Source organism: Micromonospora sp. NPDC048947 (genome assembly GCF_040649495.1).
GTDB classification, from domain to species: domain Bacteria; phylum Actinomycetota; class Actinomycetes; order Mycobacteriales; family Micromonosporaceae; genus Micromonospora; species Micromonospora alfalfae.
In genome coordinates, this window is sequence record NZ_JBEZFO010000002.1 from 17,169 (window position 1) to 31,957 (window position 14,789).

A 14,789-nucleotide genomic window follows, 5' to 3' on the forward strand; every position below is an offset into this window, starting at 1 on the left:
CCCCCGTACCTCACCGCGGCGTCGTGCTGTGCCGCGGCGAGGCGAAGACGTGTTGATCAGTTGCCGTAGAGGCCGGCGAGTTCCAGCGAGCGCAGCCGGTCGTAGTCGGCGATGACCTGCTGCCGGTCGGGGGCACACAGGTAGAGCGTGCCCGGGCAGGTGGCCATGTCGGTGGTGGGCGACAGGAGGGTGCCCTCCGGGATGTTGAGCACCAGGCTGTCGAAGGACGGGAGCGCCCGGACGGCCGCCCAGGCGTCGGCGCCCGGCATGACGCCGTCGCGCTCGGTGATCAGGTTGACGCAGCGCAAATTGGCGTCGAGCCGATAACCGCTGGTCCCCTGACGCGTGAAGACCTCAGGGTCGGCGATCGCCAGGGCGAGGCTGTCGACCTGGTTGGTGCCGGTGCACCGGGTCAACAGCTCAGGCATCTGGCCGCCGCCCAGGCGGGCGCCGCACTCGACCAGAACCGGTCCTGACGCGGTCAGCATGACCTCCGTGTGCCCTGCGCCGGTACGGATCTCAAGCGCGTCCAGCACCGCCAGGGTGTAGTCGGCGATCTGCCGGGCCGCACTGTCATCCCAGGCCAGCAGGTCCTCGTAGTCGTAGATGGTCCGACCGCCGGTGGAGCGCTTGTGATAGCGCCACACCTCCACGATCCGGTGCACACCGGCCCGGCTGACCGAGTTGACGTAGTACTCGGTGCCGGCCAGGAACTGTTGCACCAGAACGAGGCGGTTCTGGCGGCCGTACCGGTCGATGTTGCCGGTGATCCGCGCGTACGCGTCCCTGATCTCGTCAGGGGAGTGGCAGACGTAGACGTTGTCCCCGCCCGCACTGGACGGCGGCTTGAGAACCACCGGCCATTGCCCCCGGTCACCCGCCCAGCCGAGGATCTCGTCGACCGACTCGGCCCGGAAGCCGTCGGCGGCGGCCAGGCCGGCGTCGCGGATCGCCTCGTGCATGGCGAACTTGTCGCGCCGCGCCAGGGGATTCCGCATGCCGTTGCCCGACGTGCCCAGGGCGGCGGACATCTGGTCGGCCAGCAACACCCCGGACTCGGCGCCGGCCACGACGATGCCGACGTCGTGCTCCCGGAGCCGGGCGACTGTGGCGTCGAGGTCACCCTCGTGCTTCAGGTCGACTGTGAATTCCTCGGGCCGGTAGCTGAGCCGCCAGTCGGGAGCGTCAGAGCGGATGTGGATGAATTCAATGCCGCGACGCCGCAGCGCTGCCGGCAGGTGCCGGCCCGCGCCGTACGCGTCGACGATGGCGCATTTCATGGAGGACTCCTTCATCGGCGGACTCCGTCGGTGTCGTACGCCGACGGCACGGTCGCAGTTACCAATCGGCCGTCGTGGCGGGCCCGGGCCAGGGTCCCGGCGGTCGCGAGTGCCACGATGCCCACGATTCCCACGATGGTCAGTGGGGAGGGCTGCAGCCGGCCGTCCAGGAACTGCATGAAGTAGGCGAAGATCGGTGACAGCGAGACGATCAGTGCCGTGGTGATGGGCTCGGTGTGCCTGATCCCGATCTGCAGTACGTAGATCGGGAGCCCGATGCCGATGACGGCCACCACGGCGCCGGGCACGAGCGCGGCCCGCACCTCGTCCAGCGAACTCGTCGCGGTCATCGCCCACCCGATCGCGATCATCAGGAAGAACCGCACCGCCAGCACCTCCTGCGGGCTGCGACCGCGATCGCTGAGCCGCTTCATGTAGGTGATGTTGGCCGCCGATCCGATCGCGCACACCACCGAGAAGAAGAGTCCCCAGGCGGCGGTGCTCTCACCGATGTCCCCGACGGCGGTCTCACCGGTGAAGGAGCCCCACACCAGGACGCTGAGGAACACGCAGATCCCCAACGCGACCACGACCTCCGCAGCGATGACGGACGCCCCCCGGCGCAGGATCGCGCCGGTCAGGAGGATGAACACCGGACCGAGGGCCAGGCCGACCACGTTCACTACCGCGGGCTCCAGGTTGCGGAGGGCGTAGAAGGTGGCGAGCCACGTCACGGCGGTGGTGATGTTGATGGCGATGACGTCGTGGCGTGAATCACGCAGCATGGTCAGGAACGCTGTGCCGTTACGCACGACCTCCAGGACGAGGAAGAAGACCGCCGTCAGCGTGAAGGAGACCGCTGTGAGGCTTTCCGGGCTGACCACCTGCAGTCGGTTGCTGCCGTACACGTCCATCGCGGCGGTCAACGCGGCGAAGATCAGCAGCGGCAGAATGCCACGCCGAATCGTCGCCGATTGCCCGGTCTCCGACTGCTGCGCCATGTCCTGGCCTCCCCGTAACTGGCTGTGAACCGCGCCAGACCGTCCGAAGTGTACTTACTTCGGAACACCATGAGGCGATCGAATTCCAACCATGTACCAGATCATCGGCCTATGGCAGATATTCCTGGCAGGCGACGCCGTTGGCGGACAGGAAGTCCAACCAGCTGTCGATCGACCCGGGGTCGGAGGTCGCCTGGTGCAGACCGGGAGACAACCGTCCGGCCAGCAACTCGGCGAGCCCGCCGGCGAGGGCCACGGAGACCAGGCGAGGTGTCGCGTTCTCGGTGGCATCCCCCTGGACGTCCATCGTGTATTCGCCGGCCCAGCGTGCTCCGTCGCCGGTGACCGCCTCCAGCCGTACGAACATGACCACCCGGTCATGGTCCTCGCTGGTGGCCGGGTACTGCTCGGCCAGCCGCGCGGCCAGGGCGGTGATCTCGTCGGCGGTGCCGTTCTCCAGCTGAGCGAAGACCGGCTGCCAGGCGTCGGTCCATCCGTCGAGCCGGACCGTGCCGCGAACGAAGGTGTCAACCTCCCAGGACTTAGGGAACTGATATGTGGTGATGTAGGGGATACTGTCCCTGTTCGCGTAGACCTCGAACGGTTCGCCACCCAGGACAAGCTTCTCCGCGGCGCGGTACGGCCGGTCGACGGTCAGCTCGCGGCCACCCTCCACGAAGCGGGCGGGGGTGCCGAGGGCGGTCAGGACACCCCGCGGCGCCCAGCTGAACCGGTAGCGGAAGTCGTTCGGCACCGCGGGGAAGCTCCCGCAGTACGACGTGAACGACACAGTCGCCGGAGTATCGCCGAGGGCCTTCTCTGCGGCCTGAACGAGCCGATGAGCCAGCAGATGATCGATGCCGGGGTCGAGCCCCGCGTCGGTCAGCACCACGAGCCCGGCTCGTCGCGCGTCGGCGGCCAACTCGGCGACCTCCGCGGAGACGTAACTGGAACTGGCGAAGTGCGCCGACTGGCGCAGGCAGAGCCGCAGCACTGTCGGGTGCTCCGCGGCCGGCAGCATGGAGACCACGAGATCACCAGGGCGTACGGCGTCGGCGAGGGCTTCCCAGCCGAGTTCCCGCGCGTCGGCCTGGCCGGTGAGCCCGAGCCGGTCGAGACAGGCCTGCGCCTTCTCGCGGCTGCGTCCCCAGACCGTGGTGCCGGTAGCGGTGGCGCAGACCAGGGCGAGCCCGCTCCCGGTCGACAGACCGGTGCCGAGCCAGTGAACCCGTCCGGTCGGCTCAGTGAGGGTGGATGTCACGACGGGCTTCCCATCAGATCGAGTTCAGATGTCGCGGCGGCGAACCGGTCGTACGCCCGTCGCCAGACCGGCGTGTCGTCCGGCAGGGTGCGCAGGTGCGGCAGCAGGTCGGCGGAGAAGGCCGCACTCGCCTCACGCGGCAGCAACGAGGGCAGGTTGTCGATGGCGAGCAGGTCGAGCGCGGGCTCGGCACGCAGGTGGTGCACCGGCCGGGCCCAGTCGGTCGGGTTCCGGTAGATCGGCAGGAGGTTGAACTCGGACGTCACGTCGCAGGTCACATCGCTGATCACTGACAACGTGCGAGCCGGGTCGTCGAGATCCTCCGGGCGCACGAACGGAGGCGCGAGTTCGTTCGACAGCACGGTGTTGACCAGCACATCGTGGTCGAGGATCGCCCGGCGGTCGAGATCGCGGGTCTCGGCGACGTCCCACGCCGTGGGCTCGACTCCGCCCACTGACAGCGCGTCTCGCGCGCCCCGGCCGCACCGGCCCAGCGCACCGATCACCAAGGCCCGTACACGGGCGTTCCCGGACGCGACGAGAGCCTCGTCCAGTTCCGGGCGGCTCATCGTCCGTAGGGGCGGGACGAGCCGGCCCCGGAAATGCAGGAGCGCCAACGCCGCGCCAACGTAACCGGCCCAGTAGCCGAACGCGGCGACCCGGCGGCCCGAGTCGTCGGTCAGGTATTCCAGGTCCAGCAGAGTTCCACCGGCCCGGAAGCGGCGCAGCAGCGCCGCCCCGTCACGCTGCCCCTTGTAGGCGTGCCCGAAGAAGATGTGCCGGTGACGCAGCGGCTCCGGCTCGTCGGCAGGGGCCTTGAGCCCCACGATGACGGTCTCGGCCGACGCCTCCGGCCAGGTGCCGGCCGCGACGATCCGGGCACCGGCCGCCGCGTACTCCCCGGTGTCGAAGATTCGGTGCGCCGACTCCTCGACGGTCAGCCGCACGCCGTCGGCGATCAGCACCCGGGCGTCATCAGGGGTCAGGACGGTACGGTGCTCGTCCGGGTTGATCTCTTCGCGTAACCACAGCTCAAGAACGCTCATCACACGCTTCCCGATCAGGCGTGCAGCTGTGCTACGACCACGGACCGCCGGCGCGGACCCGACTGCGGGCGCTGGTAGTGGAAGTGCTGGATCTCGACTCGGTCGAAGCCCGCAGCGAGCGCCTGCTCGCCGAGGTAGCCGGTGGACAGCCAGTAGAAGCCCTTGACGTTCGAGGCCGCCTGCACCCAGGAGTCGTTCTGGGTGTCGTCGTTGGACGCCACGAACGACGCCACGCCGGCAGGTCCCGGTTCGAGCCACGAGTGGATGCGCTTCAGGATCGGCTGAAGTCCGTTCTCGGGGTCGTACAGATGCCCGAGCACGCCGTCCATGTAGATGACCGACCATTTCTCGTCAGGCGTCCAGGTGTTCAGGTCCGCCTGCTGCGCCTCGAGGCCCTTGGCCCGAGCGAGATCGACCGCCTCCTCCAGCGCGTCCACCGCATACACGCGGAAGCCGGCCTTGGCGGTGTCCGCCTCCACCACGGCGTTTCCGCAGCCGAGGCTGAGCAGGCCGGTGGCCTTGTTGCTCCGCAACTGGTTCACCAGGACGCCCGTCATCCAGCGGCGGTACTCGCTGGAGTAGGTCGACGGCGTCACCGAGTCGCCACGGGCTCCGCCCTTCTCCCAGATCTCGAAGAGATTCGGCTCTCCGTCGCCCTGCGGGCGATAAAAATCCAGAAGTTCCGTGTTCTGCCGACTTTCCGTGCTCATTTTCCCCCCGTTTGCTACCGGTTGTTCACAGAATCACGTGACGAGTACGAACGCGTGCACAGTGGCACACATCGACGCGTCGCATCGCCTTGACGGTTCAAGTGATTAGTCAGAATCCCCGTATGCATCGAGACGACCAGGAAGCACCAGGCCACTCTCGCCAGTTCGGACCCCAGCCCGACAGAGATCGATGCAAGCACATGCACCCCAAGCTGTGCAAGCAATGTTTCCTAATATGTGGGAACGGCGACTCGACGCCCAGGCTAAATGCCGATCAGCGACTGGAGAGCGCTCCACGTACCCCACACCGGACGCGCGATGAGCTATCGTGCCGAAGGTCCGGCGGGTGACATTCCTGCAAAGTCGCAGCTCCTTGGCCGCCGCGTACACATGTCGTCCCAGCACACGAAACGCCACCTTTTAAGATCACTTGCATCGATGCCAATGGAGGCACCGCGTCACCTCGCCCCACGCCACCGCCACCTCTGACGAGCACCGTCTGTGACGAGCGCCACACGTAGCGGGGCAACGAATGTGTGGATGATGTCGGATCATGCATTTCGTCCACTAACGCGTCAGCCCGTCACCCCTCCCTGACCGGTGATCACCACGACCGGAGCCGCTCTGTGGTGAGCCGCGAATAATTGCCGGAGATGTCCGTGCCGCAAATGATGAATCGGATTCACCTCGACGACGTGGTGCGCACCTACTACCGTCGGGTCGACGCCGATGACATCGACGGGATGATGCTTCTCTTCGAACCTGACTCCATTTACGACAGACCAGGCCAGAAGTCCATTGTCGGGCGATCGGCCATATCTGCGTTCTACCGTTCCCAGCCACCTATCCGTAGCCGCCGGCACAACCTTTCTTCCTTGATCATAGAAGGGCCGGAGGTGGCAGTGCACGGCACTGCGGACCGGATCACCCTGGACGGGCAGCACTCGACAATCGGCTTCGCCGACTTCTTCACCGTTTCCGGATCCGGCCGGTTCTCTTACCGCCGGACCTTCTTCTTCGTCCCATTCGCCTAGCGACTCCCATGGAGAGATCAATGAGCGCAGCTGAGGGTGCGGCGCGCGCCGGCGCGGAACTTCTGGTCGAAGCGCTGGTGCGGCACGGTGTCAACACGATCTTCGGCTTCCCCGGAGACACCAGCATCCACTTCTACGACGTCATCGCGAGGCGTCCGCAGGACGTCCGGCACGTGCTCGCCCGCGACGAACGCCACGCGGCGTACATGGCTGACGGCTACGCCCGTACCCTCCGCCGCCTCGGGGTCTGCGAAGCGCCCAGCGGCGCGGGCGCCGTCTATCTGGCCAGCGGCCTGGGCGAGGCATTCGCTTCCGGCATCCCGATCCTGGCGATCAGCACCGACAACCCGCATGGCAGCCGGGGCACCAGCGCCATCAGTGAGATCGACCAGATGGCACTGTTCAGCGGCGTGACGAAGTGGCGGCGAACCGTGGACCAGGCAGCTGACCTGCCCGGCGCGGTCGCGGAGGCCGTCGCCGCAGCTACGAGCGGTCGTCCCGGCCCGGTAGTGCTGATCATCCCGGAGAACGTTCTGGAGGAGACCGCCGACCTGCCCGTCGCCACCGGCAGCAGCACAGTTCCCGCCGCACGCCCCCTCGCCCCGACCGAGGCGGTGAACACGGTGGCCGGACAGATCGCACAGGCCGCACGCCCCGCGATCGTCGTCGGCGGCGGCGTACACCTGTCCGGTGCCTGGCGCGCCCTCACCGACCTCGCGGAGCACGCGGCCATTCCGGTCGGCACCTCCATCCACGGCAAGGGCGCCCTCGCCGAGGACCACCCACTCGCCCTCGGCGTCGTCGGCGCCAACGGCGCCCGGGAGTACGCCAACGACTATCTACGCAACTCCGACTTCGTCCTCTTCGCGGGAACCCGCGCGAACGCCACCGACACGGCCAGTTTCACGGCACCCCCACGCTCCGGCACCCGGATCGCGCACATCGACCTCTCTCCGCAGCGGGCCGGACGCAACTACCCCGGAAGCACGCCCCTGATCGCGGACGTCGGGACGGCTCTCGACCAGCTCCGCCAGGCGCTGCCCGCCGCCGACGAGCAGACGCGCGCCGATCGGATCCAGGCTCTCGCCACCGCCCGGCAACTGTGGGTCACGGCGAACTCGTCGCCACTGCCGGACCCCGGTGACCAGCGGCTTCAGCCGCGGGACGTGGTTCGTGCGCTGCATGCCGAATTCGGCGGGTCCACCTGGGTCGTGGCGGACGCCGGAACTCCCACGCCGTTCCTCGCCTCGTTCTGGGAATCGTCCGGCGACGGGTGGCGAGTCGTCATCCCTCGCGGTCACGGGCCACTGGGCTTCGCCATCTCGGCCGCGATCGGCGTTGCCGTAGCGCACCCCGGCGAGCGGATCCTCTGCCTCACCACAGAGGGCAGCGTGGCGATGGGTCTCGGCGACTGGGAGACGGCCGGCCGGCTCGGGCTGCCGATCACCTACGTGGTCCTGGACAACACCTCCCTCGGCTGGATCAAGATGATCCAGCACCTTTACGCCGGCGGGCGCTACTTCGCGGTCGACCCCGGACGTATCGACCCCGTCCTGCTCGCCAACGGCATGGGACTGCCCGCGGCACGAGCGTTCGACCCGGAACAGCTCAGCGTGATGATCAAGGAGGCGGCCACCGGGAGTGGTCCGTCCGTCATCCACGTCCGGGTTCCCGAGCACATGGACAATCCGCCGCCGGTGGAGGCGTGGCAGGCAGCAATCGCCGGCACCGCCACGCAGCGCCCGATCCACTGAAGACCTTTGCCCCTCCGCCGGCGCGCCTGACCCTGGAACGCGTCGATATCGAAAGGAAAACGTCGTGGCACGCCGCCTGTTCACCTCCGAGTCGGTCACGGAAGGCCACCCGGACAAGATCGCTGACCAGATCAGCGACGGAATTCTCGACGCCCTGCTCGCACAGGACCCGCGGAGCCGCGTCGCGGTGGAAACCCTGATCACCACGGGCCAGGTGCACGTGGCGGGTGAGGTCACCACGCAGGCCTACGCCAACATTCCCGGCATCGTTCGCGACACGATCCTGCGGATCGGTTACGACTCGTCGAAGAAGGGCTTCGACGGCGCCTCCTGCGGCGTGAGCGTCTCCATCGGCTCGCAGTCGCCCGACATCGCGCAGGGTGTCGATGCCGCCATCGAGAAGCGCGAGGGTGGGACCGCCGACTCGCTGGACAGCCAGGGCGCCGGGGACCAGGGCATGATGTTCGGGTTCGCCTGCTCGGAGACGCCAGAGCTGATGCCACTGCCGATCGCGCTGGCGCACCGCCTGGCCCGCCGGCTGTCGGCCACCCGCAAGGACGGGACGATCCCCTACCTGCGTCCCGACGGCAAGACGCAGGTCACCATCGAGTACGACGGTCTGCGTCCGGTGCGCCTGGACACGGTGGTGGTGTCGTCGCAGCACGCCGCCGACATCTCGTTGGAGTCGCTGCTGACGCCGGACGTCAGCGACCACGTCATCGCTCCCGAGCTGGAGGCCCTCGGCCTGGACGTCGAGGGTTACCGGCTGCTGGTGAACCCCACGGGCCGGTTCGAGATCGGCGGTCCGATGGGTGACGCGGGCCTGACCGGCCGAAAGATCATCGTCGACACGTACGGCGGTTACGCCCGTCACGGTGGTGGCGCGTTCTCCGGCAAGGACCCGTCGAAGGTGGATCGTTCGGCGGCGTACGCGACCCGCTGGGTCGCCAAGAACGTGGTTGCGGCCGGCTTGGCCGAGCGGTGCGAGGTGCAGGTGGCCTACGCGATCGGTAAGGCCCACCCGGTGAGCTTGTTCGTGGAGACGTTCGGGACCGAGAACGTGCCGGCCGAGCGGATCGAAAAGGCGATCAAGGAGGTGTTCGACCTGCGTCCGGCCGCGATCATCCGCGACCTGGACCTGCTGCGTCCGATCTACCAGCAGACCGCCGCGTACGGCCACTTCGGCCGTGAGCTGCCGGACCTGACGTGGGAGCGCACTGACCGCGCCGCCGACCTGAAGAGCGCGGCGACCAGCTGATATGGGGCGGCTCTACGTCACCGGATCGATCGCCACGGATCACCTGATGCGTTTCCCCGGCCGCTTCTCCGATCAGTTCCTCGCGGACCGCCTGCACGCGGTGTCGCTGTCCTTCCTGGTCGACGAACTGGTGATCCGTCGTGGTGGCGTTGCCGCCAACATCGCGTACGGCATGAGCAGGCTCGGTCTCCGGCCGAGCCTGGTCGGCGCGGTCGGGCGCGACTTCGCCGACTACCGATCGTTCCTGGAACGGCACGGCGTCGATTGCTCGCCAGTGCTCCTCGTCGATGGCGAGCACACGGCCCGTTTCATCTGCACCACTGACGAGCAGCAGTGCCAGATCGCGTCCTTCTATCCCGGCGCGATGGCCGAGGCCCATCGCCTGGACCTGGCCGCCGTCGTCGGTGCCGACCGAGCCGCACCGGACCTGGTGATCATCTCGCCCGACTCGCCGGCCGCCATGCTGAGACACGCAGCCTGCTGCCGGCAGGCCGGCTGGCCCTTCGCGGCCGACCCGTCGCAGCAGATCGCCGGGATGCCGGGTGAGCAACTGCGTGCCTTCATCACGGGGGCCCGCTACCTGTTGACCAACGAATACGAGTTCGACCTGCTTCTGGAGAAGTGCGAACTGACCGAGAAGGGTCTGCTCGGACTGGTCGGCACCGTGGTGACCACACTCGGCCCGCGAGGCGTACGGATCCGCGACGAAAACGGCGACGCCACGGTGCCCGCCGCGTCGGTCCCGGTGGTGGTCGACCCCACCGGCGGTGGCGACGCCTTCCGAGCCGGATTCTTCGCCGGCATCGACTGGGGCCTGTCGCACATCGACGCCGCCGCGATCGGATGTCAGCTCGCCTGGTACGCCCTGCAACACGAAGGTGGTCAACAATACGACGTGACTGTCGAACAGCTCTGCGCCGAGCTCGCCAAGCATTACCGTATCGACCTGGCCGATGCCGTGCGTGCGGCCGTCGGCCGCACCGACGCCAGCTGAACGCCCCACTGTCGAAGGCACTGCGCACATGTTGCTCGATGGAGAAGCTTTGTACGAGATCACCGAGACCCGGATCTCCTATCACCGGGGTGACACTGCCGCTGAAGCGCGGATCGAGGCGGTCCTGCCGGCCGGCTCCGGGCGCTGGGCCGTCGTCACCGACGCGACCCCGTTCCACCCGGTCGACGCCGCCTGGCCGGACCAACCGGGAGATCACGGCAACCTGACAGTGGGCGATCAGGTCACCCCGGTCGTCGACACGCAGATCGTCACGTTCCGGCCGGCCGACGGTGCCGTGTCCATCGGGCCTGAGGTGACCGCACGCCGTGGCGACATCGAGCACGTGTTCGCTGTCGCTCACCTCATCGTCAAGCAACCGGAGGAGTCCTGGGTCGGTCGGACCGCCCAGCTGACGGTGGACGATCATCGGCGTCGGTGGTTGAGCGCCGCCCACACCGGGTGCCATCTGGTGGCGTACGCGTTCAACGAGGCCACCGAAGAACTGTGGAGCAAGGACGCGCCCCGGGATTCCCGGGGAAGCCGCAACTTCGACGCCGCCGCGCTGATCGACAGCCGGCACGACCTGGGCAGCAGCGTGGACCGTTATCGCCTGGGCAAGTCTCTGCGACGCAAGGGTTTCGACCACGCCCGGATGCTCGCCGGCCTCGACACGTACCTCGCTCGCGCCAACGATCTGCTGGCCTCCTGGGTCGCCGCCGATGCCCCGGTTCATCTCGTCGGATCGTCGGACAGCTTCACTGCGGAACGGGTCTGGCGCTGTGAGATCTCGCCGGTGGCGACGATGCCGTGTGGCGGCACACATGTCAGCAGCCTCGGGCAGCTGCGTTCCATCGAGATTCGGGCCGAGTACCTGGAGCCGGAGAAGGAGATGCACCTCATCGCGGCCTCTCTGCCGCGATGAGCGGAGGCGGTCAGACCTCCAGGAGGGTACAGAACCAGTGCATGCCGTACCCGATGCCGGCCAGTGCCACCACGTCGCCCTTCTGCAGATCGCCGCGCTCGACATAGGTGTCCAGGCAGATCAGCTGGTCAGCGGCGCCACAGTGGCCGATTGACGCCCCCAGCTCGAAGTTGGTCCGATCGAGCGGCAAGCCGACCGCCTCGGCCACGTCGACCATCGCCTTGTAGTTGTCGTTGAGGTAGATCAGCCGGGTCAGCCGGGCCCGGTCGACACCGGAGCGCGCGAAGGCGTTGTCCACGACCAGGGCGACCCGCTGGTTCAACTCGCGGGTGAACCGTGTGAAGTGGTCGGGGTCACGGCGGAACTGCCGGTAGACGGCGGCGAGCCGGTCAAATTCGAGGTTGCCGAGGCCCTCCGGGGCGATCGGTGCCGCCGCCCCGCCGTACTCCACCCGGAAGAAGTCGACGCATTCGGGATCAGTGAACTGGTCGGTCGCCAGCCACCGCAACGTCGCGTGGTTCCGCCTCAACACCGCGGCGGCGGCCCCGTCGCTGGAGACACACGTGTTGGTGTTCATCCGGTTGGCGTGCCCCTCACTGACCTGGTTGATCGCGACGAGGAGGACGGTCCGCACGTCGTCACGGACGGCGAAGGTCCCCGCGATCTGCTGGAACGCCGTCACCGTGGCGGCGCAGGCCTGAGTGAGCAGCAGGGTCGGCGTCCCGACCATCCCCAACTCCCGGGCCACCGCCGAGGAGACGTCCCACTGCAGGTAGTCAGGGACGTCGCTGGCGGCCACCACGAGCAGATCGATCTCGCCGACCTCGATCCGCGCCCGCTCCAACGCCTGGGTGGCCGCTCGGGCGCCGAGGTGCGCCGACGTGGTTCCGTCGACGACCCGATGGAACGTGCGATAGCCCCACGCCATCACACGCTCGGGATCCTTCACGTAGCTCGGTGCCACCTCAGCGACATCCTGCGGTTCCCCCAACGCGGCACCCAGCGAGACGACACCGAATTGCACGGGCGGCATGGCACTTCCTTCCTTCGTGGCGGTACTCCACGCTCGGGTCAGGCCCCTCCGGCCCGGCTGGGCACCCCGGCGTCACCGGGTTCCCGGGAACGCGGCGGACGCTGTGTGAGCACCGATGTGAGCACCCCGGCGACGAGAAGGACGGCTCCCAGGACCAGCCAGCCGACCGGCCCGCGACCGACGACGGCAACGGTGAGCAGCCCTGGGCCGATGACCGCGAAGCCACCCGCGCCAAGGTTGTAGAGACCGAGATAGAAATTGCGTCGATCAACCGGGGACAGCCCGAAGGACACGCCCCATCCTCCGGCCGACTGCCACAGCTCCCCGAAGGTCAACGCCACCGCGGCGAGGAGCAGAACAACCGTCGCGCCCACGTCGCCCAACCCGCCCGACACCGCGGCCAGGACGCAGAACACCGCGAGGGCCACACCCGCGCGGCGCTGAAGCCGACCGGCATGACCGAGGTCGTCACCACCACGGCTGAATCGGACCTGCAGCGCAACGGCGAGGACGGTGTTGATGAGCAACACGACTCCGACGACCGGCTTGGGTGCCGACGTCTGCGTCACGATCCACAGCGGCAGCGCGACACCCAGGATCGCAGCGTGCAGGAACAGAATGCCGTTGAGCAGGGTCAGCGACACGAATCGCAGGTCCCGCCAGGGAAGTGCCCCGACACTGGCACCGCGCTCGCGTACCGCGACACCCCGCGGTAGCTCCGAGCGCACCCGCAGCAGCAAGAATGCGGTGATCAAGAAAGCCGCTGCGTTGACCAGTACAAATCCGATGTACGCCGACGCGTCGGCCAGGGTGATAAAGAGTGTGGCTGCCAGCGTAGCGAGGGAGTAGGCCGTGTTGCGCACCACCGAAACGGCTGCCATCGTCCCGACCGGCGTGTCGTCCTCGGCGATCGAACCGGCAATGGATTGCAGCAGGGGGGTGGCCGCGTTCTCGGCCATGCCGATGAAACACGCCGCTATCAGGAATCCGCTGAAATCGTCGACCAGCGGATAGGCGAAGAAGCCGGCAGCGCGCCACAACTGGAGCACGATGAGCATCCGGGGCGCTCCGACCCGATCGGCGAGCCGGCTGATGGGTACGACGCAGACCAGCCCGCAGAGCGCCGCGATCGACAGGCCGGTGCCCACCTGCGTGCTGGTCAGTCCGATGACCTGCGTGTAGAAGAGGATCGACCCGGTGAGGAAGATCCCCCGACCCGCCGCGTCGATGAAGACCGCCAGCAGGAAGGCCCGGGCGGCTCTGCCACGGGACAGCCGGCGGATCAGATGCAGGTCGAGTCCGAGTAACCGGTTCAACGCCGTCGGCCGCGAACAATCGTGGCGGGCATATTCCATTGGGCCGCGATATCGGCGCTACCCCGAATTGAGCCCGCATGGCGATCCTCACGGGCGTCCATTCGCATCGTCAAGTGCGCATGTCGAATCATTCGCCGACCCTTCCCCCGATGTTCGGCACCACAACGCTCGCGGGAAACAGTCCAAGGCAACGGTCTGATTGACCCACAGCGATCCGTGTTCGGATCCTAGATCGACGGCGCAGCGGCGACAATGGATGTCCCACAGCACGGCTGTGAAGTAGCTCTCACCATCCGCAACGGTCGGTGGCACACGCTGGGCGGCCACCCGTCCGTCGGCCGGCCGAGGCGTCGTAGGCCACCTCGTTGGCATCGGCGGTCCCCGTCCGGGGGAAGCGGGGGCAGCTGTCACACCCCACCGGTTGTTCACTGCCGATGCGGCACGGTTGCGCGGCGCGCAGATGCAAGGATCCGGGGCGTCATTGATGCTGGCTCAGGGCACCCCGCTGCTCCCAGCACGGCTCCCACGAGCGTCCAGGCGCTGACCTTGGCCGGATACGAAAAAACCCCCGACCCTGCCGTTTGGCTGGTCGGGGGCTTTCCCTGCTCTGTGCGCCCGAAGGGACTCGAACCCCTAACCTTCTGATCCGTAGTCAGATGCTCTATCCATTGAGCTACGGGCGCTTGTGCTCAGCCAGTCTACACACCCGGCTTTCGCGCGGAGACTCCGGGATTCGAACCCGGGAGGGGCTTTAAGACCCCAACCGCATTAGCAGTGCGGCGCCATAGACCAGACTAGGCGAAGTCTCCCTGGTGATCCTCAGACCACCGCGCCCGAGGATACAGGTCGCCACCCACCGGGAGCAAAACGACTTCCGGGGTACGCCCACCGCGACCCGTCGGCCCTCCGTGTTTCCACGCTGTGCGCCGGCGTGATCGGGACTACGCTCCATCGATATGCAGGAGCAGCCGCCCAGCGAGTCGACCCGTCGAGAGCCTGCTGAACGAGCACGTCAGCGCTCCCCACGGGCCACCTTCCGGCCGCCGACAGTGGCTGAGGAGCCCACCGAAACGGTGGAGTCGGCTGAGACGCCGGCACCGCCGTCAGCCGCCCCGGCGGGCCAGCGTCCTCGACGGGCCAAGGCTGCCCCGCTGGTGCTCTTTCAGCCTCCGGAGCCGGA

At 67.8% G+C, this 14,789-nt stretch carries 12 protein-coding genes and 2 tRNA genes; 5 read left to right on the top strand and 9 right to left on the bottom strand.

The features are described from left to right. Window positions 1–56: 56 nt before the first annotated feature. From AB0B98_RS03420 to AB0B98_RS03440, 5 genes are all read right to left on the bottom strand, one after another. The gene (locus AB0B98_RS03420; RefSeq protein ID WP_357360618.1) at window positions 57–1,295 is read right to left on the bottom strand and encodes an ATP-grasp domain-containing protein; all 1,239 of its coding nucleotides are present in this window, start codon (window positions 1,293–1,295) and stop codon (window positions 57–59) included. Next, window positions 1,292–2,281 carry a DMT family transporter gene (locus tag AB0B98_RS03425; protein WP_357360620.1) on the bottom strand — a complete coding sequence of 330 codons (990 nt, stop codon included), beginning with the start codon at window positions 2,279–2,281 and terminating at the stop codon, window positions 1,292–1,294. The genes AB0B98_RS03420 and AB0B98_RS03425 overlap by 4 nt, the downstream gene beginning before the upstream one ends. A 109-nt stretch (window positions 2,282–2,390) precedes the next feature. Beyond that, complete coding sequence (locus AB0B98_RS03430) at window positions 2,391–3,542, bottom strand: saccharopine dehydrogenase family protein (RefSeq protein ID WP_357360622.1); 1,152 nt, start codon at window positions 3,540–3,542, stop codon at window positions 2,391–2,393. Continuing rightward, window positions 3,539–4,588: a saccharopine dehydrogenase gene (locus AB0B98_RS03435; protein ID WP_357360624.1), complete on the bottom strand. Its 1,050-nt coding sequence runs from the start codon at window positions 4,586–4,588 to the stop codon at window positions 3,539–3,541. The genes AB0B98_RS03430 and AB0B98_RS03435 overlap by 4 nt, the downstream gene beginning before the upstream one ends. Before the next feature lie 14 nt (window positions 4,589–4,602). Beyond that, window positions 4,603–5,298 carry a methyltransferase domain-containing protein gene (locus tag AB0B98_RS03440; protein WP_238668928.1) on the bottom strand — a complete coding sequence of 232 codons (696 nt, stop codon included), beginning with the start codon at window positions 5,296–5,298 and terminating at the stop codon, window positions 4,603–4,605. Window positions 5,299–5,951: 653 nt separating this feature from the next. Between AB0B98_RS03440 and AB0B98_RS03445 the strand changes: the two genes are divergently transcribed. The 5 genes from AB0B98_RS03445 to AB0B98_RS03465 all read left to right on the top strand — a co-directional run bounded on the left by AB0B98_RS03445 (window position 5,952) and on the right by AB0B98_RS03465 (window position 11,260). Continuing rightward, the gene (locus AB0B98_RS03445; protein ID WP_357360626.1) at window positions 5,952–6,332 is read left to right on the top strand and encodes a nuclear transport factor 2 family protein; all 381 of its coding nucleotides are present in this window, start codon (window positions 5,952–5,954) and stop codon (window positions 6,330–6,332) included. A 20-nt stretch (window positions 6,333–6,352) separates the two neighbouring features. Continuing rightward, a complete protein-coding gene (locus AB0B98_RS03450; protein WP_357360628.1) occupies window positions 6,353–8,086 on the top strand; it encodes a thiamine pyrophosphate-binding protein in 1,734 nt (577 codons plus the stop codon). Window positions 8,087–8,150: 64 nt separating this feature from the next. Continuing rightward, complete coding sequence (metK, locus tag AB0B98_RS03455; protein WP_357360630.1) at window positions 8,151–9,344, top strand: methionine adenosyltransferase; 1,194 nt, start codon at window positions 8,151–8,153, stop codon at window positions 9,342–9,344. Window positions 9,345–9,390: 46 nt separating this feature from the next. Continuing rightward, window positions 9,391–10,338 carry a carbohydrate kinase family protein gene (locus AB0B98_RS03460; RefSeq protein WP_357360632.1) on the top strand — a complete coding sequence of 316 codons (948 nt, stop codon included), beginning with the start codon at window positions 9,391–9,393 and terminating at the stop codon, window positions 10,336–10,338. Window positions 10,339–10,387: 49 nt separating this feature from the next. Continuing rightward, window positions 10,388–11,260 carry a hypothetical protein gene (locus tag AB0B98_RS03465; RefSeq protein ID WP_357360634.1) on the top strand — a complete coding sequence of 291 codons (873 nt, stop codon included), beginning with the start codon at window positions 10,388–10,390 and terminating at the stop codon, window positions 11,258–11,260. Between the two features lie 10 nt (window positions 11,261–11,270). Here AB0B98_RS03465 and AB0B98_RS03470 read toward each other — a convergent pair whose 3' ends face one another. The 4 genes from AB0B98_RS03470 to AB0B98_RS03485 all read right to left on the bottom strand — a co-directional run bounded on the left by AB0B98_RS03470 (window position 11,271) and on the right by AB0B98_RS03485 (window position 14,418). Then, a complete protein-coding gene (locus AB0B98_RS03470) occupies window positions 11,271–12,293 on the bottom strand; it encodes a 3-oxoacyl-[acyl-carrier-protein] synthase III C-terminal domain-containing protein (RefSeq protein ID WP_357360636.1) in 1,023 nt (340 codons plus the stop codon). Window positions 12,294–12,331: 38 nt separating this feature from the next. Further along, window positions 12,332–13,648: an MFS transporter gene (locus AB0B98_RS03475; RefSeq protein ID WP_238668921.1), complete on the bottom strand. Its 1,317-nt coding sequence runs from the start codon at window positions 13,646–13,648 to the stop codon at window positions 12,332–12,334. Window positions 13,649–14,219: 571 nt separating this feature from the next. Next, window positions 14,220–14,292: transfer RNA gene (locus AB0B98_RS03480), tRNA-Arg, on the bottom strand. 35 nt (window positions 14,293–14,327) lie between these two features. Beyond that, window positions 14,328–14,418 (bottom strand) — tRNA-Ser (locus tag AB0B98_RS03485). Window positions 14,419–14,789 lie beyond the last annotated feature (371 nt).

Bases quoted from the DNA above. Each gene is read 5' to 3' on its own strand.
- AB0B98_RS03420 (WP_357360618.1), bottom strand. From the start codon at position 1,295: ATGAAGGAGTCCTCCATGAAATGCGCCATCGTCGACGCGTACGGCGCG.
- AB0B98_RS03425 (WP_357360620.1), bottom strand. From the start codon at position 2,281: ATGGCGCAGCAGTCGGAGACCGGGCAATCGGCGACGATTCGGCGTGGC.
- AB0B98_RS03435 (WP_357360624.1), bottom strand. From the start codon at position 4,588: ATGAGCGTTCTTGAGCTGTGGTTACGCGAAGAGATCAACCCGGACGAG.
- AB0B98_RS03440 (WP_238668928.1), bottom strand. From the start codon at position 5,298: ATGAGCACGGAAAGTCGGCAGAACACGGAACTTCTGGATTTTTATCGC.
- AB0B98_RS03445 (WP_357360626.1), top strand. From the start codon at position 5,952: ATGTCCGTGCCGCAAATGATGAATCGGATTCACCTCGACGACGTGGTG.
- AB0B98_RS03450 (WP_357360628.1), top strand. From the start codon at position 6,353: ATGAGCGCAGCTGAGGGTGCGGCGCGCGCCGGCGCGGAACTTCTGGTC.
- AB0B98_RS03460 (WP_357360632.1), top strand. From the start codon at position 9,391: ATGCGTTTCCCCGGCCGCTTCTCCGATCAGTTCCTCGCGGACCGCCTG.
- AB0B98_RS03470 (WP_357360636.1), bottom strand. From the start codon at position 12,293: ATGCCGCCCGTGCAATTCGGTGTCGTCTCGCTGGGTGCCGCGTTGGGG.
- AB0B98_RS03475 (WP_238668921.1), bottom strand. From the start codon at position 13,648: ATGGAATATGCCCGCCACGATTGTTCGCGGCCGACGGCGTTGAACCGG.